The following is a 19,805-nucleotide window of genomic DNA, read 5'->3' as shown; positions in this document are numbered from 1 at the left end:
GGCGCAACGATCACGGGCAAGCGAACGGAGCCGCAGGCATGGGTGAGCAGAGCACGACCAAGTTTCCGCAGGAGATCCTCGCGCAGTGGGCGGGCCTCGGCCTCGACCTGCCCGCCCTGTTCTCCGCCGGACACCTCGGCGAGCGGATGAGCGTACGGGTCCTCGAGGCCGCGCCGGAGCGAGTCGTGGGCACCATGCCCATCGAGGGCAACACCCAGCCCTACGGGCTCCTGCACGGCGGCGCCTCCGCCGTGCTCGCCGAAACCCTCGGCTCGGTCGGCTCGATGCTGCACGGCGGCCCCACCAAGCTCGCCGTCGGCGTCGACCTCAACTGCACCCACCACCGCGGCGCCCGCTCCGGCCTCGTCACCGGCATCGCCACCCCCGTGCACCGCGGCCGCTCCACCGCCACCTACGAGATCGCGATCACCGATGAGCAGGACAAGCGGGTCTGCACCGCCCGGCTGACCTGCATGCTGCGCGAGGTGGACGCCGAGGCCTACCGCAGCTGAACCGCCCCGCCACGACGGCCCCGCCCCCGACACCCGGGAGCGGGGCCGTCCGCATGCCCGGCCCGCTCGCCCCGGCATCCCCACGCGCCTCCCCCGCACCCGCCCCCGCACCCCCTTCCGTAACTCTGCGTAACACCAGCGCCATGCCGCACCGGACCCATCCCCCTTCCCCCGCACCGCCGTTGACGCCCCCGCGCCCACCTCGTCCGATAACCGGACGCCGCACCGACACCCCGGCCCACATTCCCCTGCGGAAGTGCAAATTCACCTTCCGCACCGCGTCCGCCCCCGGCCTGTAAGGACCATGAGGGCATAACGCTCATCGCCGGTCATAACAAGAGCGTCACATCCTGCTCAGCGCCTCTGCCGGGCCGCCGAACACCCCTCTAGAGTTCACCGCCAGTCACCGCGCCGCCGGGCGCGCTGCGAGCACGGACCCTGTACCACCCCGTACAGCCCGCGCGAAACGGCCATGCGACAGCCGTGGCCGCGCCAGGGAAAGGACTGATCGTGCGTCACCGTTCCTTGCTCATCCTCACCACCGCGGTCGTCACCGGCGCCCTCACGCTCTCCGCGTGCGGATCCCGGGGCGACGACAAGAGCGGCGACGGCTCGAAAACCACCGTCGTCATCGGCCTCGACGCCCCGACCACCGGCGAGCTCTCCGCCCTCGGACTGGGCATCCGCAACTCCGCCCAGCTCGCCATCGACACCGCCAACAAAGCCGGCGAGGTCAAGGGCGTCACCTTCAAACTCGAAGCCCTCGACGACAAGGCCCTGCCCAACGTCGGCCAGCAGAACGCCACCAAACTCGCCGGCGACAAGGACGTCCTGGGCATCGTCGGCCCGCTCAACTCCGGCGTCGCCCAGTCCATGCAGCAGGTCTCCAAACAGAACAACGTCGCGCTGATATCCCCGGCCAACACCACCCCCGACCTCACCCAGGGCAAGGACTGGCGGGACAACAAACGCGCCCGCCAGTTCCCCACCTACTTCCGCACCGCCACCACCGACGAGGTCCAGGGCGCCTTCGACGGCCAGTACGCATGGGAGAAGGTGAAGGCCAAGAAGGCCTACGTCATCGACGACCAGAAGACCTACGGCGTCGGCCTGGCCTCCTCCTTCAAGGACCAGTTCACCAAGCTCGGCGGAAAAGTCGTCGGCACCGAACACATCAGCCCCGACGACCGCGACTTCAAGGCCATCGTCTCCAAGGTCAAATCCAAGGGACCCGACCTGGTCTTCTACGGCGGCGAATACCCCGCCTCCGGCCCGCTCAGCCAACAGCTCAAGGACGGCGGCGTCACCGTCCCCCTCATGGGCGGCGACGGCATGTACAGCGCCGACTACATCAAGCTCAACAAGAAGGCCCAGGGCGACTACGCCTCCTCCGTCGGCAAGCCCGTCGAACAGCTCGCCTCCGCCAAGAAATTCATCGCCAACTACAAGGCAGCCGGCTTCAAGGAAGCCTACGAGGCCTACGGCGGCTCCACCTACGACGCCACCTGGACCATCATCCAGGCCGTCAAGAAGGTCGTCGCCGACAACAACGGCAAACTCCCCGACGACGCCCGCACCAAGGTCGTCGACGCCATGAACAAGGTCACCTTCGACGGCGTCACCGGCAAGGTCGCCTTCGACAAATACGGCGACACCACCAACACCATGATCACCGCCTACCAGGTCGACAAGAACACCTGGAAAGCCCGCTTCAGCGCCGAATTCAAGAAGTTCGACAAGAGCTGACCCACCGCACGGCCGGCCAACCGGGCCGCGCCAGGACACCACCCACCCCTGGCGCGGCCCGCGGCACACCGGAACCCCGTCACTCCCACCCCACGGAGGCCCTGCGGTGAACGAACTGCCGCAACAGCTGGCCAACGGACTCATCCTCGGCGCGATGTACGGACTCATCGCGATCGGCTACACGATGGTCTACGGAATCGTCCAGCTCATCAACTTCGCCCACGGCGAGATCTTCATGGTCGGCGGCTTCGGGGCACTCAGCGTCTACCTCGCCCTCCCCACCGGCACCTCCCTCGCCCTCGCCCTGCCCGTCATGCTCATCGGCGGCATCGCGGTATCCGTCCTCGTCGGCGTCGCCGCCGAACGCTTCGCCTACCGACCACTGCGCGGCGCACCCCGCCTCGCCCCCCTCATCACCGCCATCGGCCTGTCCATCGCCCTCCAGCAAGCCATCTGGAAGTGGTACCCCGACGGCAAACAGGCCCGCGTCTTCCCCCAGTTCAAGGGCCACGCCTTCGACATCCTGGGCGCCACCGTCCAGCGCGGCGACCTCTTCGTCCTCCTCGCCGCCCCCGCCTGCATGATCGCCCTCGGCCTCTTCGTCTCCAAGACCCGCAGCGGACGCGCCATGCAGGCCACCGCCCAGGACCCCGACACGGCCAAACTCATGGGCATCAACACCGACCGCATCATCGTCCTCGCCTTCGCCATCGGCGCCGCCTTCGCAGGCGTCGCCGCCGTCGCCTACGGCCTGCGCACCGGCGAGGTGCAGTTCCGGATGGGCTTCATCATGGGCCTCAAGGCCTTCACCGCCGCCGTCCTCGGCGGCATCGGCAACATCTACGGCGCCATGCTCGGCGGCGTCGTCCTCGGCATCGCCGAAGCCCTCGCCACCGCCTACGTCGAAGAGATCCCCGGCATGCAGCAATTCGGCGGCGGAGCCTGGAAGGACGTCTGGGCCTTCGTCCTCCTCATCCTCGTACTCCTCCTGCGGCCACAAGGCCTGCTGGGCGAACGCGTCGCGGATCGGGCGTGATAGCGATGACCACCGACACCACCACCAAGGACACCGCACCCGCCCGCAACCGAGGCGTCCTCCCACTGCCCGAACGCACCGCCCGCATCACCACCGCGGCCGGCGCCCTCGCCACCGCCGCCTCCACCGCCCTCGCCTGGACCTGGAGCAGCGACTTCCCCGGCGACCTCACCTACTACGGATCCCCCGCCGGCCTCCAACTCGTCACCCTCGCCGGCGGCATCCTCACCCTCCTCCTCACCGCCTCCGCACTCGGCCTGCGCGGCCTCCAATGGCTCACCCCCGCAGGCCGCAACGCCCCCGCACTCCTCGCCGCGCTCGCCACCTTCACCGCGACCTGGTTCACCCTCATCGCCATCGCCGTCCAGCTCGGCGGCCTCGTCAACCTCGAACCCGGCGGCGCCGTCGCGGCCCTCGCCTCCCTGCTCACCCTGCTCGGCGCCCTCGGCCTACCCCCCGACCGCACCGACGGCCCACCACCTGCCGGCCCCTGGCAACGCTTCACCGCGACCCTCGCCGCCACCCCCGTACGGCGCCGCACCCGCGAACTCCCCTCCTGGGCCGAGATCCTGATCATCGCCGCCGCCTTCGCCACCGGGCTCCTCGCCTTCACCTTCGGCATCGACACCGACGACGGCGCCCCCTTCGTCGGCTACCTCCTCTTCATCGTCCTCGCACTCCCCGCCCTGACCCGCGCAGGACTCATCGCACGCCTCACCGCACTCACCCACACCCACCGCGGCGTCGCCCTCGGCGCGGCCTTCATCGCCGCCGCCTGCTTCCCCTTCACCCAGGACACCGACCAGTACACGATCATCGGGGCCAACATCCTGATCTTCGCCACCGTCGCCCTGGGCCTCAACGTCGTCGTCGGCCTCGCCGGCCTCCTCGACCTCGGCTACGTCGCCTTCCTCGGCGTCGGCGCCTACGCCGCCGCCCTCGTCTCCGGCTCCCCCGAATCCGCGCTCGGCTTCCACTTCCCCTTCTGGGCCGCCCTCCTGACCGGCGCCGCCGCCTCCCTCGTCTTCGGCGTCCTCATCGGAGCCCCCACCCTCCGCCTGCGCGGCGACTACCTCGCCATCGTCACCCTCGGCTTCGGTGAGATCTTCCGCATCGCCATGCTCAACCTCAACGGCACCACCGGCCCCGACATCACCAACGGCGCCATGGGCATCCCCAACATCCCCAACCTCGAAATCTTCGGCTTCAACTTCGGCGAACCACACCACATCCTCGGCATCCCCGTCGCCACCTACGGCAACTACTACCTGCTGATGATCCTGGTCACCGCCTTCGTCGTCCTCGTCTTCCGCCGCGCCGCCGCCTCCCGCATCGGCCGCGCCTGGATCGCCATCCGCGAGGACGAAACCGCCGCCATCGCCATGGGCATCAACTCCTTCCGCCTGCGCCTGCTCGCCTTCGCCCTCGGCGCCGCCCTCGCAGGACTCGCCGGAACCGTCCATGCACACGTAGTAACGACCGCCACCCCCGAACAATTCCAGTTCGCCGGCCCCCAGCCCCCCAACTCCGCCTTCCTCCTCGCCGCCGTCATCCTCGGCGGCATGGGAACCCTCAGCGGACCCCTCGTCGGCGCGGCCCTGCTCTTCCTCATCCCCGCCAAGCTCGACTTCCTCCAGGACTACCAGCTGCTGCTCTTCGGCATCGCCCTCGTCCTGCTGATGCGCTTCCGGCCCGAAGGCCTCATCCCCGACCGCCGCAAGCAGCTCGAATTCCACGAAACCGGCCAACTCGACGTGCCCGACCAACGCCTACCGGACTCGGACGCCACCCTCGGCGTCACCAAGGCAAAGGCGTGACGACCATGACCACACCCACCATCGCCACCACCGACGCCACCGTCCTCGAAGCCTCCGGCGTCACCATGCGCTTCGGCGGACTCACCGCCGTACGCGGCGTCGACCTCACCGTCGGCACCGGAGAAATCGTCGGCCTCATCGGCCCCAACGGCGCCGGAAAAACCACCTTCTTCAACTGCCTCACCGGCCTCTACGTCCCCACCGAAGGCACCGTCAGCTACCGAGGCACCCGCCTCTCCCGCAAACCCCACCTCGTCACCCAGGCCGGCGTCGCCCGCACCTTCCAAAACATCCGCCTCTTCGCCAACATGACCGTCCTCGAAAACGTCCTCGTGGGCCGCCACACCCGCACCAAGGAAGGCCTCTGGTCCGCCCTCCTACGCGGCCCCGGCTTCAAAAAAGCCGAACGCGCCTCCGAAAAACGCGCCATGGAACTCCTGGAATTCACCGGCCTCGCCCACAAACGCGACCACCTCGCCCGCAACCTCCCCTACGGCGAACAACGCAAGCTCGAAATCGCCCGCGCCCTCGCCAGCGACCCCGGCCTCCTCCTCCTGGACGAACCCACCGCCGGCATGAACCCCCAGGAAACCCGCGCCACCCAGGACCTCGTCCTCGCCATCCGCGACCAGGGCACCGCCGTCCTCGTCATCGAGCACGACATGCGCTTCATCTTCAACCTCTGCGACCGCGTCGCCGTCCTCGTCCAAGGCCAGAAACTCATCGAGGGCACCGCCGACGTCGTCCAAGCCGATGAACGCGTCGTCGCGGCCTACCTCGGAACACCCATGGACGACACCGCAGGAACACCCGCGCCGACCGCAACACCGAACACCACCACCGCGAAACAGCCCGCCGACACAACAGCAGCCACAGAAACCGCAAAGACCGCAGACCCCACACAGACCGGAGAGACCCCAAAAGCCACAGAAACCACAGAAACCACCGAGACCGGAGACACCCCATGACCACACTCCTCGAGGTCGAGGACCTCCGCGTCGCCTACGGAAAGATCGAAGCCGTCAAAGGCATCTCGTTCTCCGTCGAAGCCGGCCAAGCCGTCACCCTCATCGGCACCAACGGCGCCGGCAAAACCACCACCCTGCGCACCCTCTCCGGCCTCCTCAAACCCCTCGCCGGAAAGATCACCTTCGACGGAGAACCCCTCAACGGCGTCCCCGCCCACAAGATCGTCGAACGCGGCCTCGCCCACTCCCCCGAAGGCCGCCGCCTCTTCCCCCGCCTCACCATCGAAGAAAACCTCCAGCTGGGAGCCTTCCTCCGCAAGGACACCCCCGGCATCGAAAAAGACATCCAGCGCGTCTACGACCTCTTCCCCATCCTCGGCGAACGCAGAAAACAGGCCTCCGGCACCCTCTCCGGCGGCGAACAGCAAATGCTCGCCATGGGACGCGCATTGATGTCCCGCCCCAAACTCCTCATGCTCGACGAACCCTCCATGGGCCTCTCCCCGATCATGATGCAGAAAATCATGGAAACCATCCGCGAACTCCGCTCCCAAGGCACCACCATCCTCCTCGTGGAACAGAACGCCCAAGCCGCGCTCTCCCTCGCCGACCAGGGACACGTCATGGAAATCGGCCGCATCGTCCTCTCCGGAAGCGGCGAACACCTCCTGCACGACGAGTCCGTCCGCAAGGCCTACCTCGGCGAGGACTGAACCCGCACACGACCACCCGCACACAAAGCGGCCCCGCACCGATCACCATCGGTACGGGGCCGCTCGCACACACACGACGCAGCTACTGATCCTTCTGCTGCTTCTTCTCCTCGGCGTCCTCGATGACCGCCTCGGCAACCTGCTGCATCGACAGCCGCCGGTCCATCGACGTCTTCTGGATCCACCGGAACGCCGCCGGCTCCGTCAGCCCGTACTGCGTCTGCAGAATGCTCTTCGCACGGTCCACGAGCTTGCGCGTCTCCAGCCGCTGAGTGAGGTCCGCGACCTCCTTCTCCAGCGTCTTCAGCTCCGTGAACCGGCTCACCGCCATCTCGATCGCCGGCACCACGTCGCTCTTGGAGAACGGCTTCACGAGATACGCCATCGCACCCGCGTCCCGCGCCCGCTCCACCAGCTCACGCTGCGAGAACGCGGTGAGCATCAGCACCGGCGCGATGCTCTCCTCGGCGATCTTCTCGGCCGCCGAGATCCCGTCCAGGATCGGCATCTTCACATCGAGGATCACCAGGTCGGGACGGTGCTCCCGGGCCAGCTCGACGGCCTTCTGACCGTCTCCGGCCTCGCCGACGACGGTGTAGCCCTCCTCCTCCAGCATCTCTTTCAGATCGAGACGGATGAGGGCCTCGTCCTCGGCGATCACGACGCGGGTGGTCAGCGGCGGGACGTGCGACTGATCGTCGTCGGCGACAGGCTGCTCGGGCTCGGCGGCGCTCACGGGTCTCCTCTTGCTGGCAGGTGGTGCCCCATGAGCCTACCTATCTCCTGTATGTTTGATGCACGGCGGGTCTTCGCTAACCTTGGTTTCCAAGGTCGGCCCTGGTAGCCCAGCGGCAGAGGCACGGTGCTCAAACCACCGACAGCGTGGGTTCGAATCCCACCCAGGGCACTTTACCTTCACATCGAAGGTCACTCGACTGTTGGGGATCTTCACTCGCCCCGGTGAACGCGCCTTCGAATCCCCTTGCGGCCATAAAGCTCGCGCCAAGCTCGTGATTATGTACGACTGCGAAACACGCGAGCGAGCCCTCGCCCTTCTTCGGCAAGGTGTCACCAACCGCACGGTGGCGGAGCGACTCAATGTCCCACGCGGGACCATCGGCTGGTGGCGGCACGAGGACCGCAAGCGACGTGGTGAGAGCTTCGAGCGCCCCCACGACTGCCCACGGTGCGCGGAGCGCGCATTTGACCGACAAGCGTACGCATACTTACTCGGCCTCTACCTCGGCGATGGCCACATCATCTCCAAACAGAAGCAACATCATCTGTCCGTCTTCTGCGACGAAGCCTGGCCTGGCTTGATCCAGTCAGCCGAGGACGCCATGCGTAAGGTGATGGCTCTGCCGAGCGTGCGACGACGCCACAAGACAGGTTGCGTCGAGGTCAAGTCCTATACAGCTCACTGGAAGTGCATGTTCCCGCAACACGGCCCCGGCAAGAAGCACGAGCGGCCGATCGCCCTCGATGCGTGGCAACAGCAGATTGTGGACGAATATCCCTGGGAGTTCATCCGCGGACTCGTCCACTCCGACGGCTGCCGGATCACCAACTGGACCACGCGGCTCGTCGGCGGCGTACACAAACGCTACGAATACCCGCGGTACTTCTTCACCAACACGTCGACCGACATCATCCGGCTCTTCACAGACACCCTCGACAAGGTCGGCGTCGAATGGAAACCCACCCGGCAGTCCCGTAGGGCGCAGAACATCTCCGTGGCCCGCAAATCCTCCGTGGCCCTCATGGACCAACACATCGGGCCGAAGTACTGACAGGGACGGCAGTCAGATACCTCGGCCCAGCGCATACAGGGGCGCAACTACGAGTTACTGCGGGTTACTTCGGGGTGTCGTCCTCGCCGATGTGGTGGACGCGGACGAGGTTGGTGGAGCCGGGGATGCCGGGTGGGGAGCCGGCGGTGATGATGACGACGTCGCCCTTCTGGCAGCGGCCGATCTTCAGGAGTTGTTCGTCGACCTGGGCGACCATCTCGTCGGTGGAGTTGACGGTGGGGCCGAGGAAGGTCTCGACGCCCCAGCTGACGTTGAGCTGGGAGCGGGTGGCCGGGTCGGGGGTGAAGGCCAGGAGGGGGATCGGGGAGCGGTAGCGGGACAGGCGTCGGACGGTGTCGCCGGACTGGGTGAAGGCGACGAGGAATTTGGCGCCGAGGAAGTCGCCCATGTCGGCGGCGGCGCGGGCGACGGCGCCGCCCTGGGTGCGGGGTTTGTTGGCTTCGGTGAGCGGCGGGAGGCCCTTGGCGAGGAGGTCTTCCTCGGCGGCTTCGACGATGCGGCTCATCGTTTTGACGGTTTCGGTGGGGTATTTGCCGACGCTGGTTTCGCCGGAGAGCATGACGGCGTCGGTGCCGTCGATGACGGCGTTGGCGACGTCGGAGGCTTCGGCGCGGGTGGGGCGGGAGTTGTCGATCATCGAGTCGAGCATCTGGGTGGCGACGATGACGGGTTTGGCGTTGCGCTTGGCGAGTTTGATGGCGCGTTTTTGGACGATCGGGACGGTTTCGAGGGGCATTTCGACGCCGAGGTCGCCGCGGGCGACCATGATGCCGTCGAAGGCGGCGACGATGTCGTCGATGTTGTCGACGGCCTGGGGCTTCTCCACCTTGGCGATGACGGGGAGGAAGCGGTCTTCTTCGCGCATGATGCGGTGGACGTCTTCGATGTCGCGGCCGCTGCGGACGAAGGAGAGGGCGATGATGTCGGCGCCGGTGCGCAGGGCCCAGCGGAGGTCGTCCTGGTCCTTTTCGGAGAGGGCGGGGACGGATACGGCGACGCCGGGGAGGTTGAGGCCTTTGTGGTCGGAGACCATGCCGCCTTCGATGACCTTGGTCCGGACGTGGGGTCCGTCGACGCCGGTGACTTCGAGGGTGACTCTGCCGTCGTCGACGAGGATGCGTTCGCCGGGGGTGACGTCGTCGGCGAGGCCGGGGTAGGTGGTGCCGCAGATGTGGCGGTCGCCTTGGGTGGACGGTTCGACGGTGATGGTGAACTCGTCGTCGCGTTCGAGAAGTACGGGTCCTTCCTGGAATCGTCCGAGGCGGATCTTCGGACCTTGAAGGTCGGCGAGGATTCCGACGCTGCGGCGGGTTTCTTCCGATGCTTTGCGGACCCGTTCGTAGCGCGCTTCGTGTTCGGCGTAGGTGCCGTGGCTGAGGTTGAAGCGGGCGATGTCCATTCCGGCGTCGACGAGGGCTTTGATCTGCTCGTACGAGTCGGTGGCGGGTCCTAGCGTGCAGACGATTTTTGCTCGGCGCATGTTTCGACCCTATGACTTACCGGGCGGTAGTGAACTGTGAAGAGGTGACTGCTCAACGGCCGGTTGATGAAAGGCTGTTGACAAGTATTGGAATGGGCGTGGGGCCGCTCCGATGAGCGGAAATTCGCCTTCTCAGGGCGTCGTCTCATAGTGCGGGACGGGTCATCGTAAAGCGTGCGTTGACGCAGGCGTGGACGGTCTGGCGTTGGGGCTGGAGGTCGAGGGCGGGGGCGGAGCCGGGGGCGGCGCCGGGCTCGGGTGGGAGCGGGGGCATTCCGTAGCCGCCCATGGCGCCGCGGGGTGCGGGCGTGGGGGCGTTTTCGGCGCCGAGGTCGGCGAGTTCGACGAGGGCGCCGAGGCGGGCGCCGAGGGCTTCGGCGTATGCGCGGGCGCGTTGGACGGCTTCGTGGACGGCTTGGGTGCGGGCGGCGCGGTGGGCGGGTGAGTCGGGGCGCAGGGCCCACCAGGGGCCGGCGACGTGGGTGAGTTCGAGGTCGGCGAGGCGGGTGGTGAGTTCGCCGAGGGAGGTGAAGTCGTTGAGGGTGGCGTTGAGGGTGACGCTGCCGCGGTAGGCGCGGATGCGTTCGTTGCGGCCTTTGTCGGTGAGTTGGGGGGTGATGCTGAAGGCACCGGTTTCGAGGTGTTCGATGGCGTTTCCGTAGCTTTTGATGAGGGTGAGGGCTTCGTCGTTGCGGCGGGTGAGGTCGGTGAGGGCGGCGTTGCGGTCGGCGCCGCGGGCGGTGACGGTGACGAGGATGCGGGCCGTTTCGGGGTCGATTTCGAGGCGGGCTTCGCCGCGTACGGCGAGGCGGGGGGTGTCGGGGGTGCCGTAGGGCAGGGGGGTTGTGGGGGTGGCGTCGGGGTCGAGGGGGTTGGTCATGGGGGGCTCCTGGTGTGGTCTGTGGTGGTCGGTCTTCGGTTGGTTGGGGGTGGGTTGAAGGGTCGCACGGGGGTGTGGAGTCGGCGGGGTGATCGCTTTGGGGCGGGCGAGGGGGGTGTTGTGGGAGGGGTGGCTGCGCCAGAATCTTCGCGCGTCATCTACGCGCGTCACCCGGCAGCCGGGGGCGTTCGTCCGCGTTCATCCGTGTGTCCGTTCAAGGGAGTTGGCATGTCGTTCGACCGTAGGAAGTTCTTGGGCAGTTCCGTGGTGACGGGGGCCGGCGTGGCGCTCTCGGGAGCCGTGGGTGCGTCGGCGGCGGAGGCCGTGGGGGTGCCGCAGCGGAGTGGCGGCGGGGTCGGTCACCGGGGTGAGCGGTACGGCTTCACGGTCATGGGGACGACGGATCTGCACGGCAATGTCTTCAACTGGGACTACGCCACGGACGCCGAGTTCGACGATGCGGATCACAATGATGTGGGGCTGGCGAAGATTTCGACGCTGGTGGCGGATGTGCGGCAGCAGAGGGGCCGGCGCAACACGCTGCTGATCGATGCCGGCGACACCATTCAGGGCACGCAGCTGGGCTATTACTACGCCAAGGTGGATCCGATCACCGGGCCGAACGGTCCGGTGCATCCGATGGCGCGGGCGATGAATGCGATCGGCTACGACGCGGCGGCGTTGGGGAATCACGAGTTCAATTACGGCCTCGAGGTGCTGCGGAAGTTCGAGGACAGCTGTGATTTTCCGCTGCTGGGGGCGAATGCGGTGGATGCGAAGTCGTTGCGGCCGGCGTTCCGGCCGTATGTGATGAAGCGTTTGCGTTCACCGCGCGGGCGGGTGGTGAAGGTGGCGGTGCTGGGGCTGACGAATCCGGGGATTGCGCTGTGGGACAAGGCGCATGTGCAGGGGAAGCTGGCGTTTCCGGGGCTGGTGGAGCAGGCGGCGAAGTGGGTGCCGAGGCTGCGGTCGATGGGCGCGGATGTGGTGCTGGTGGCGGCGCATTCGGGGATGAGCGGTACGTCGTCGTACGGGGATCAGTTGCCGTATGTGGAGAATGCGGCGGCTCTGGTGGCGGAGCAGGTGCCGGGAATCGATGCGATTTTGGTGGGGCATGCGCATGTGGAGGTGCCGGAGCGGCGGGTGGTGAACAAGGAGACCGGCCGTGAGGTGGTGCTGTCGGAGCCGCTGAAGTGGGGGCAGCGGCTGACGCTTTTCGATGTGGTGGTGGAGTGGCGTCGGGGGCGTTGGGAGGTGGGGTCGGTCGGTTCGCGGGTGGTGAATGCGAATGCGGTGGCGGAGGATCCGCGGATCACGGGTTTGCTGCGGGCGGAGCACCGGAAGGTGGTGGCGTATGTGAACCGGGTGATCGGGCGGTCGAAGGCGGAGATGACGGCGGCGGAGGCGCCGGTGAAGGACACGCCGGTCCTGGACTTCATTTCCTTTGTGCAGGCGGAGGTGGTGCGTAAGGCGCTGGCCGGGTCGGAGTTCGCGTCGTTGCCGGTGTTGTCGCAGGCGTCGTGTTTTTCGCGGACTGCGAAGGTGCCGGAGGGGGAGGTGACGATCCGTGCGCTGGCGGCGCTGTATCCGTTCGACAACACCTTGGAGGCTCGGGTGCTGACGGGTGCGCAGCTGCGGGATTATCTGGAGTTTTCGGCGCGGTATTACGTGCGGACGGCGGCGGGTGGTCCGGTGGATCCGTCGAGGATCACGAATGCGGACGGGACGCCGGATTACAACTATGACGCGGTGCGTGGGGTGTCGTACGAGATTGATATTGCGAAGCCGGCGGGGCAGCGGGTCGGGAAGGTGCTGTTCGGTGGGGAGCCGGTCGGGGATGCGGCGGAGTTCGTGTTGGCGGTGAACAACTATCGGGCGAACGGTGGTGGTGGGTTTCCGCATGTGGCGAGGGCGCGGCAGGTGTGGTCGACGTCGGACGAGATCCGGAATCTGATCATTGGGTGGGTGCAGGAGATGAAGGAGATCGATCCGTCGGTGTTCGCTTCGGTGGAGTGGCGGCTGACGCGGGACGGTGTGCCGGTGTTCTGAGTCGGTGGGTGTGGGGGGGGCGGCGGTGCCGGTGGGCGCCGCCGCCTTTCTGTGGGGTCAGTGGCGGGGGACGAGGGTGGAGCCCTGGCGGGGGACGGTGCTGCCGGCGAGGCGGCCGGTCGGGGGTTGTTGGAGGCCGAAGGTGGTGAAGGCGGTGCGGGTGGGGAGGGGGTAGGTGGGGGTGTTGGTGAGGGAGTTGAGGATGGTGGCGCTGCGCCAGGCGGCGAGGCCGAGGTCGGGGGTGCCGACGCCGTGGGTGTGGGTTTCGGCGTTCTGGACGTAGATCGCGCCGGTGATGGAGGGGTCGAGGACGAGGCGGTGGTGGGCGTCGACGCGGGGGCGGCCGGAGCGGTCGCGGCGTACGTGGGTGTCGAGGGCGGCGAGGATGGTGTCGAGGCGGCGTTCGCGGTAGCCGGTGGCGAGGATGACGGCGTCGGTGGTGAGGCTTGAGCGGGTGCCTTGCTGGGTGTGGTCGAGGTGGAGTTCGATCTTGGTGGTGCCGACGCGGCCTGCGGTGCGTACGGAGATGCCTGGGGTGAGGGTGGTGTCGGGCCAGCCGCCGTGGAGGGTGCGGCGGTAGAGCTCGTCGTGGATGGCGGCGAGGGTGTCGTGGTCGATGCCCTTGTGGAGTTGCCATTGGTCGGGGACGAGTGCGTCGCGTACGGGTTCGGTGAGGGCGTGGAAGTAGCGGGTGTAGTCGGGGGTGAAGTGTTCGAGGCCGAGTTTGCTGTATTCCATGGGGGCGAAGGCGGGGGTGCGGGCGAGCCAGTGGAGGCCTTCGCGGCCGGTGGGGCGGGTGCGGAGCAGGTCGAGGAAGATTTCGGCGCCCGACTGGCCGGCGCCGATGACGGTGATGTGGTCGGCGGCCAGGAGGCGTTCGCGGTGGTCGAGGTAGTCGGCGGAGTGGATGACGGGGACGGCGGGGGCGTCGGCGAGGGGGCGTAGGGGTTCGGGGATGTGGGGGGTGGTGCCGATGCCGAGGGCGAGGTTGCGGGCGTGGGTGCGGCCGAGGGCGTGGGCTTCGCCGTCGGGGTCGAGCTGGGTGAAGTCGATTTCGAAGAGTGCGCGTTCGGGGTTCCAGCGGACGGCGTCGATCTGGTGGCCGAAGTGGAGTCCGGTGAGGTTTTCGCTGACCCAGCGGCAGTAGGCGTCGTATTCGGCGCGGTGGATGTGGAATTTCTCGGCGAAGTAGAAGGGGTAGAGGCGTTCGCGGCTGCGGAGGTAGTTGAGGAAGGTCCAGGGGCTGGTGGGGTCGGTGAGGGTGACGAGGTCGGCGAGGAAGGGGACTTGGAGGGTGGCGCCGTCGATGAGGAGGCCGGGGTGCCAGTGGAAGGCGGGGCGTTGGTCGTAGAAGGCGGTGCTGAGGTGGGTGAGGGGGTGGGCGAGGGCGGCGAGGGAGAGGTTGAAGGGGCCGATGCCGATGCCGGCGAGGTCGAGGGGGGTGTCGGGGCCGGTGGCGTCCGGGCCGGTGGTGTCGGGAGGGGTCATCGGGGGGTGTGGCCTTCCACGAGTGCGAGGAGGGTGGTGAGGTCTCCGGGTTGGGTGTGGGGGTTGAGGAGGGTTGCTTTGAGCCAGAGGCCGGTGGGGGTGGTGGCGCGGCCGAGGACGGCGTGTCCGTCGGTGAGGAGGGTGCGGCGGATGGTGGCGAGGGTGGTGTGGTCGGCGCCGATGGGGCGGAAGAGGACGGTGGAGAGGGTGGGGCGGGAGTGGAGTTCGTAGCGGGGGTGGGCGTCGATGAGGTCGGCGAGGGTCCGGGCGGCGGCGAGGGTGCGGTCGACGAGGTCGCCGAGGCCGGTGCGGCCGAGGGCTTTGAGGGTGACGGCGATCTTGAGGATGTCGGGGCGGCGGGTGGTGCGCAGTGAGCGGCCGAGGAGGTCGGGCAGGCCGGCTTCGGTGTCGTCGTCGGCGTTGAGGTAGTCGGCCTGGTGGGCGAGGGGGGTGAGGGTGGCGGGGCCGGGGACGGCGAGGAGGCCGGCGGCGACCGGCTGCCAGCCGAGTTTGTGCAGGTCGAGGGTGACGGTGTGGGCGCGGTCGAGGCCGTGGAGGGCGGTGTGGTGGGTGGTGCTGAAGAGGAGGGGGCCGGCGTAGGAGGCGTCGATGTGGAAGCGGGCGCCGTGTTGCTCGGCGAGGTCGGCGAGGGCGGGGAGGGGGTCGATGGCGCCGGAGTCGGTGGTGCCGGCGGTGGCGACGAGGAGTAGGGGGCCGGTGCGTCCGGTGAGGGTGGCCAGGCAGGTGTGGACGGTGTCGGGGGTGAGGATGCCGTCGGGGGTGGGGAGGGTGAGGGGTTCGGGGAGGCCGAGGAGCCAGGCGGCGCGGTGGAGGGAGTGGTGGGCGTTGGCGCCGCAGATGATCTGGAGGGGGGTGTGGGTGCCGTGGGCTTCGGTGGCGGAGCCGTAGGGGGCGGCCTCGCGGGCGAGGAGGACGGCGAGTTGGTTGGATTCGGTGCCGCCGGTGGTGACGAGGGCGTCGGGGGTGGTGGCCCGGGGGTAGACGAGGGCGCCGAGGGCGCGGCAGGTGAGGGCCTCGAGTTCGGAGGCGGCGGGGGCCTGGTCCCAGGAGTCCATGGAGGGGTTGAGGGCGCCGGCGGCGAGGTCGGCGGCGGTGGCCAGGGCCAGCGGGGGGCAGTGCAGGTGGGCGGCGCAGTGCGGGTCGGCGGGGTCGGCGGCGCCGGCGGCGAGGGTGTGGACCAGGGTGCGCAGGGCGTGGTGGGCGCCGGTGCCGTGTTCGGGGAGGAGGGGGTGGCAGGCGGTGCGTACGGCGTGGGCGACGGCGTCGGGTCCGCCGGCCGGGAGGGGGCCGGCGCGGTGTTCGGCGCCGGTGGTGAGGGCGTCGAGGACGGTGTCGAGGAGGGGGCGGAGTGCGCGGGGGCCGTTGGTGCCGCCTGCGAGGGCGGTCCCGGCAGGAGGCACGGGCATCAATGCGCTCTTTTTCAGGGGAAGTTCGGGTGTGGTCCGCTGGGGACCAAGGCCGCCCTAAGTTACTTTCCCTGCACGCTGCGTATCCATATCTTGTGTTGGTACCACCCGAACGTGGTACATCCGGCCGTAGTTGTCCGGTGTGGCGGCGGTGGGGAGACCGCGGGTGCGGCGGGTCCTGTGCTGGGCGTCGAGGTCGACGGCGGGGACGGTGCGCCTGCGTGAGGTGGTGCGTCCGGCCGGTTGAGCCCCGGTGGAAGGCGGCGTACCGGCCGGGGGGTGCGTCCTGGCGGGCGTCGGCTTCCGTTTGCCGTATGTCCGTTTGCCGCCTGCGGAGGGATGCGCTTCCGCAGGCGGCACCGGGTGACGGTCAGCCCCGTACGCGCAGTGCGCGGCGCAGGTCGTCGAGTTGGTCGATGAGCTTGCGGCGAAGGGCGGGGGTGGGGTCGGCGTCGGTGAGGCAGGTTTCGCCGAGGCGGAGGGTGTCTTCCTCGATGAAGGTGGTGGGGAAGGCGTAGCGGCCGGCGGCTTCGGCGAGGGCGGGGCCGCGGTGGGCGGCGAGGGCGGGGGCGTCGGCGAAGTAGCGGGCGACGTAGGGGCGGAGCAGGTCGTGCTGTTCGGGGGCCCAGAAGCCGGTGGCGGTGGCGGTGAAGAGGTAGTTGGAGAGGGCCGCTCGGTCGTCGGTGGTGAACAGGGCGTCCCAGGCGGCTTGTTTGGCGGCGGGGTCGGGGAGGGCGGCGCGGCAGCGGGCGGCGCCCTGCCGGCCGGTGGCGCTGGGGTCGCGGGCGAGTTCGGCGTCGATGGCCTCGCGCAGGTCGGCCAGGGGTGCGGTGCCGAGGGTGGCGAGCCGGCCGAGGATGCGCCAGCGCAGTTCGGGGTCGAGGTCGGGGCCGCCGGGGACGCTGCCGTCGTCGAGCCACTCCTGGAGGGTTTCGGGGGTGGTGGCGCTGTCGATGAAGGCGCGTACGGCGGTCAGGCGCAGGCCGGTGGCGGTGGCGCGGTCGGGGCCTTCGGTGCGGCGCAGGATGTCGTGGGCGAGGGCGGTGAGGGTGGCCAGGGCGGTGCGGCGTTCGGACGGGGGGAGGTAGCGGTCGGCGATCTGGGTGCGGGCGAAGGCGAGGACGCCCTGGACGAGGGCGAGGTCGTCCTCGTGCGGGAGGTGGGCGCGGGCGGCGTCCAGGTAGGCGGTGGGGGTGAGTTCGCCGTCGCGGACCATGTCGCGGGCGGCGTTCCAGACGACGGCGCGGGTGAGCGCGTCGGGCAGGCCGGACAGTGCGCGCAGGGCGGTGTCCCAGGAGGCGGGGTCGAGGCGGACCTTGGCGTAGGTGAGGTCGCCGTCGTTGAGGAGGACGAGGTCGGGGCGGGGGCCGGGGGCGACGAGGCCGGTGGCGCCGGTGGGCGGCAGGTCGGTGTCGATGCGGTCGCGCAGGACGAGGCGGTGCGATCCGTCCGGGGCGTGGTCGTAGCAGCCGATGGTGATGCGGTGCGGGCGGCTGCCGCCGGCCTGTTCCCGGGCCGGGCGGTGGGGGTGGTCGAGGAAGAGCGGTTCGCTGCCGGTGTGGTGGACGGTGAGCCGCCAGGAGGTGTCGTCGCCGGTCACTTCGGGGGTGAGGGTGTCGACTCCGGTGGTGCGCAGCCAGCTTTCGGCCCAGGTGTGGACGTCGCGGTCGGTGGCGCGGGCGAGGGAGTCGATGAAGTCGGCGAGGGTGGCGTTGGCGAAGCGGTGCCGGGCGAAGTGGTCGTTGATGCCTGCGAGGAAGTCCTTCTCGCCCATCCAGGCGACGAGTTGGCGCAGCGCGGAGGCGCCCTTGGCGTAGGAGATGCCGTCGAAGTTGAGGAGGGCGGAGGCGGTGTCGGGGACGTCGGCGGGGGCGGGGGCGACGGGGTGGGTGGAGGGGCGTTGGTCGGCGTCGTAGCCCCAGCTCTTGCGGGTGACGGCGAAGTCGGTCCAGGTTTCGGTGAAGCGGGTGGCCTCGGAAAGGACCTGGTATCCCATGTATTCGGCGAAGGATTCGTTGAGCCAGATGTCGTCCCACCATTGGAGGGTGACGAGGTCGCCGAACCACATATGGGCCATTTCGTGGGCGATGACCATGCCGCGGGTCTGGCGTTCGGTGTCGGTGACGGCGGAGCGGTAGATGAATTCGTCGCGGAAGGTGACCAGGCCGGGGTTCTCCATGGCGCCGGCGTTGAATTCGGGGACGAATGCCTGGTCGTAGGAGTCGAACGGGTAGGGCTCGTCGAAGATCTGGTGGTAGCGGTCGTAGCAGCGGCGGGTGATGTCGAGGATTTCCTCGGCGTCGGCGTCGAGGTGCGGGGCCAGGGAGCGGCGGCAGTGGATGCCGAAGGGCAGTCCGGCGTGTTCGGTGTGCACGGAGTGCCAGGGGCCGGCGGCGACAGCGACGAGGTAGGTGGAGATCAGGGGGGTGGGGGCGGCTTGCCACCGGCCCTGCCCCAGGTGCTCGGTGATGCCGTTGGCCAGGACGGTCCAGGCTTCGGGGGCCGTGAGGGTCAGCGCGAAGACGGCCTTGAGGTCGGGCTGGTCGAAGGCGCCGAAGACCCGCTGGACGTCCTCCATGAACAGCTGGGTGTAGACGTAGGCCTCGCCGTCGGCGGGGTCGGTGAAGCGGTGCATGCCTTCGCCGGTGCGGGAGTAGCGCATGGTGGCGTCGAGGCGGAGTTCGTGGTCGCCCGCGGTCAGGCCGTTGAGGGGGAGGCGGTTGGCGTCGAGGGTGGCGGGGTCGATCCGGTGGCCGTCGAGGGTGGCGGTGTGCAGCTCGGCGGGCCTGATCTCGACGAAGGTGTCGCCGGGTTCGCGTGCGCTGAAGTGGATGACCGTACGGGAGCCGAAGTGCTCCTCGCCTTGGGTGAGATCGAGTTCGATGTCGTAGCGGTGGACGTCGATGAGCCGGGCTCGGGTCTGCGCCTCGTCGCGCTGCAGTGCGGGCATGGCTTCATGCTGCCACCCGTGTGTCGGGCGGCGCACGGGTGTTGGGGAGGCGGGGGCTCGGTGCCGGCGGTCAGCCGACCAGCGGGGGGTCGTCGGGGTCGGGGATCTGGGTGGACCAGCCGCCCGGGACGCTGTGGGCCTGGCGGTCGCGGAAGCGTACGGGGGCGGTGCCGACCCGGCGGGTGAACAGGCGGCTGAAGTAGGCCGGGTCGTCGTAGCCGACGCGGCGGGCGATGGCGGCGACCGGGAGTTCGGTGGCGATCAGGAGTTCCTTGGCCCGGCCGAGCCGGATGCCGAGGAGGTAGTCCTTGGGGCTGCAGCCGGCGCCGCGGCGTACGGCGGTGCGCAGGGCGGCCGGGGTCATGCCGTGCCGGGCGGCGTGTTCGGCGACCGAGAGGGGGAGGAAGGCGTCGCGGGCCAGGGTCTGCAGGACGGGGTCGCCGTCGGCGTCGGTGTCGGCGCGGGCGCGGCGCAGGACGACCAGGAGTTCGTGCACGGCGGCCGACGTCTCCACCTCCAGCAGGGGGTTGCCGCGCCGGGCGGCGCGGGCGATCTTGCCGATGGTGGCGCGGGCGGGGGCGGTGTCGGCGAGGGGGACGACAGGGCGGTCCGGTTCGATGTAGCCGAGTTCGGTGTAGGTGTCGGTGGCGGAGCCGGTGAAGTCGACGAAGCTCTCGTCCCAGCCGGTGCCGGGGTCGGCGGCGTAGTGGTGCGGCACGCCCGGGATGATCCAGAGGAGGGCGGGGGCGGTGATCTGGCGGCGGCGCCCGTCCGGGGCGGTGCACCAGCCGCGGCCCGCGCTGATGACGACGGCGACGTGGTGGTCGAGGGTGCGCGGGCCGACCGTGGGCAGTGCGCCGTGCTGGAGTCCGACGCCCAGGCACACCAGACCGAGCCGGTGGTGGACCGGGCTCGGGGTGAAGTACCG

15 protein-coding genes and 1 tRNA gene are annotated in these 19,805 nt (G+C 69.1%); 9 read left to right on the top strand and 7 right to left on the bottom strand.

Going from position 1 to position 19,805, the window contains the following annotated elements; translation table 11 throughout:
* Positions 1-38: 38 nt before the first annotated feature.
* The 6 genes from ACIGWZ_RS23660 to ACIGWZ_RS23635 all read left to right on the top strand — a co-directional run bounded on the left by ACIGWZ_RS23660 (position 39) and on the right by ACIGWZ_RS23635 (position 6,792).
* Positions 39-512 (top strand): PaaI family thioesterase, encoded by a 474-nt coding sequence (locus tag ACIGWZ_RS23660; protein WP_400067694.1) that lies wholly within the window; start codon positions 39-41, stop codon positions 510-512.
* 525 nt (positions 513-1,037) lie between these two features.
* Positions 1,038-2,258 (top strand): branched-chain amino acid ABC transporter substrate-binding protein, encoded by a 1,221-nt coding sequence (locus ACIGWZ_RS23655; protein ID WP_400068050.1) that lies wholly within the window; start codon positions 1,038-1,040, stop codon positions 2,256-2,258.
* A gap of 106 nt (positions 2,259-2,364) precedes the next feature.
* The gene (locus ACIGWZ_RS23650; RefSeq protein WP_400067692.1) at positions 2,365-3,294 is read left to right on the top strand and encodes a branched-chain amino acid ABC transporter permease; all 930 of its coding nucleotides are present in this window, start codon (positions 2,365-2,367) and stop codon (positions 3,292-3,294) included.
* Positions 3,295-3,299: 5 nt separating this feature from the next.
* Positions 3,300-5,111 carry a branched-chain amino acid ABC transporter permease gene (locus ACIGWZ_RS23645; protein ID WP_400067690.1) on the top strand — a complete coding sequence of 604 codons (1,812 nt, stop codon included), beginning with the start codon at positions 3,300-3,302 and terminating at the stop codon, positions 5,109-5,111.
* A 5-nt stretch (positions 5,112-5,116) separates the two neighbouring features.
* Positions 5,117-6,079, top strand: a complete 963-nt coding sequence (locus ACIGWZ_RS23640) for an ABC transporter ATP-binding protein (protein WP_400067688.1) — start codon at positions 5,117-5,119, stop codon at positions 6,077-6,079.
* Positions 6,076-6,792, top strand: a complete 717-nt coding sequence (locus tag ACIGWZ_RS23635) for an ABC transporter ATP-binding protein (protein WP_400067686.1) — start codon at positions 6,076-6,078, stop codon at positions 6,790-6,792. The genes ACIGWZ_RS23640 and ACIGWZ_RS23635 overlap by 4 nt, the downstream gene beginning before the upstream one ends.
* Positions 6,793-6,874: 82 nt before the next feature.
* On the opposite strand, the gene ACIGWZ_RS23630 is transcribed toward ACIGWZ_RS23635, so the two are convergent.
* Entirely contained in the window at positions 6,875-7,528 is a 654-nt protein-coding gene (locus ACIGWZ_RS23630; protein WP_400067685.1) for an ANTAR domain-containing response regulator, read from the bottom strand.
* Positions 7,529-7,626: 98 nt separating this feature from the next.
* Here ACIGWZ_RS23630 and ACIGWZ_RS23625 point away from each other — a divergent pair.
* Both ACIGWZ_RS23625 and ACIGWZ_RS23620 read left to right on the top strand, forming a co-directional pair.
* Positions 7,627-7,699 (top strand) — tRNA-Leu (locus ACIGWZ_RS23625).
* A gap of 109 nt (positions 7,700-7,808) precedes the next feature.
* Positions 7,809-8,582 (top strand): helix-turn-helix domain-containing protein, encoded by a 774-nt coding sequence (locus tag ACIGWZ_RS23620; RefSeq protein ID WP_400068048.1) that lies wholly within the window; start codon positions 7,809-7,811, stop codon positions 8,580-8,582.
* 64 nt (positions 8,583-8,646) lie between these two features.
* Here ACIGWZ_RS23620 and pyk read toward each other — a convergent pair whose 3' ends face one another.
* Entirely contained in the window at positions 8,647-10,083 is a 1,437-nt protein-coding gene (gene pyk, locus ACIGWZ_RS23615) for a pyruvate kinase (RefSeq protein WP_400067682.1), read from the bottom strand.
* 145 nt (positions 10,084-10,228) lie between these two features.
* Entirely contained in the window at positions 10,229-10,963 is a 735-nt protein-coding gene (locus tag ACIGWZ_RS23610; RefSeq protein ID WP_400067680.1) for an SIMPL domain-containing protein, read from the bottom strand.
* Positions 10,964-11,191: 228 nt separating this feature from the next.
* Between ACIGWZ_RS23610 and ACIGWZ_RS23605 the strand changes: the two genes are divergently transcribed.
* Entirely contained in the window at positions 11,192-13,012 is a 1,821-nt protein-coding gene (locus ACIGWZ_RS23605) for a bifunctional metallophosphatase/5'-nucleotidase (protein WP_400067678.1), read from the top strand.
* A gap of 57 nt (positions 13,013-13,069) precedes the next feature.
* On the opposite strand, the gene ACIGWZ_RS23600 is transcribed toward ACIGWZ_RS23605, so the two are convergent.
* From ACIGWZ_RS23600 to ACIGWZ_RS23585, 4 genes are all read right to left on the bottom strand, one after another.
* A complete protein-coding gene (locus ACIGWZ_RS23600) occupies positions 13,070-14,500 on the bottom strand; it encodes a lysine N(6)-hydroxylase/L-ornithine N(5)-oxygenase family protein (RefSeq protein WP_400067677.1) in 1,431 nt (476 codons plus the stop codon).
* Complete coding sequence (locus ACIGWZ_RS23595) at positions 14,497-15,927, bottom strand: pyridoxal phosphate-dependent decarboxylase family protein (protein WP_400067675.1); 1,431 nt, start codon at positions 15,925-15,927, stop codon at positions 14,497-14,499. Before ACIGWZ_RS23595 ends, ACIGWZ_RS23600 begins: the two co-directional genes overlap by 4 nt.
* A 370-nt stretch (positions 15,928-16,297) precedes the next feature.
* Complete coding sequence (gene pepN / locus ACIGWZ_RS23590) at positions 16,298-18,877, bottom strand: aminopeptidase N (protein ID WP_400067673.1); 2,580 nt, start codon at positions 18,875-18,877, stop codon at positions 16,298-16,300.
* A 70-nt stretch (positions 18,878-18,947) separates the two neighbouring features.
* The gene (locus ACIGWZ_RS23585; protein ID WP_400067671.1) at positions 18,948-19,763 is read right to left on the bottom strand and encodes a helix-turn-helix domain-containing protein; all 816 of its coding nucleotides are present in this window, start codon (positions 19,761-19,763) and stop codon (positions 18,948-18,950) included.
* Positions 19,764-19,805 lie beyond the last annotated feature (42 nt).

The organism is Streptomyces sp. NPDC053427, from assembly GCF_044544985.1.
Classification (GTDB): domain Bacteria; phylum Actinomycetota; class Actinomycetes; order Streptomycetales; family Streptomycetaceae; genus Streptomyces.
The sequence above is the reverse complement of the archived record's forward strand: the minus strand, read 5'-3'. Positions and strand labels throughout refer to the sequence as shown.

Excerpts from the sequence above, each read along its gene's own strand:
- ACIGWZ_RS23660 (WP_400067694.1), top strand. The coding sequence starts at position 39 with ATGGGTGAGCAGAGCACGACCAAGTTTCCGCAGGAGATCCTCGCGCAG.
- ACIGWZ_RS23645 (WP_400067690.1), top strand. The coding sequence starts at position 3,300 with ATGACCACCGACACCACCACCAAGGACACCGCACCCGCCCGCAACCGA.
- ACIGWZ_RS23640 (WP_400067688.1), top strand. The coding sequence starts at position 5,117 with ATGACCACACCCACCATCGCCACCACCGACGCCACCGTCCTCGAAGCC.
- ACIGWZ_RS23635 (WP_400067686.1), top strand. The coding sequence starts at position 6,076 with ATGACCACACTCCTCGAGGTCGAGGACCTCCGCGTCGCCTACGGAAAG.
- ACIGWZ_RS23620 (WP_400068048.1), top strand. The coding sequence starts at position 7,809 with ATGTACGACTGCGAAACACGCGAGCGAGCCCTCGCCCTTCTTCGGCAA.
- pyk (WP_400067682.1), bottom strand. The coding sequence starts at position 10,083 with ATGCGCCGAGCAAAAATCGTCTGCACGCTAGGACCCGCCACCGACTCG.
- ACIGWZ_RS23610 (WP_400067680.1), bottom strand. The coding sequence starts at position 10,963 with ATGACCAACCCCCTCGACCCCGACGCCACCCCCACAACCCCCCTGCCC.
- ACIGWZ_RS23605 (WP_400067678.1), top strand. The coding sequence starts at position 11,192 with ATGTCGTTCGACCGTAGGAAGTTCTTGGGCAGTTCCGTGGTGACGGGG.
- ACIGWZ_RS23600 (WP_400067677.1), bottom strand. The coding sequence starts at position 14,500 with ATGACCCCTCCCGACACCACCGGCCCGGACGCCACCGGCCCCGACACC.
- ACIGWZ_RS23595 (WP_400067675.1), bottom strand. The coding sequence starts at position 15,927 with ATGCCCGTGCCTCCTGCCGGGACCGCCCTCGCAGGCGGCACCAACGGC.
- pepN (WP_400067673.1), bottom strand. The coding sequence starts at position 18,877 with ATGCCCGCACTGCAGCGCGACGAGGCGCAGACCCGAGCCCGGCTCATC.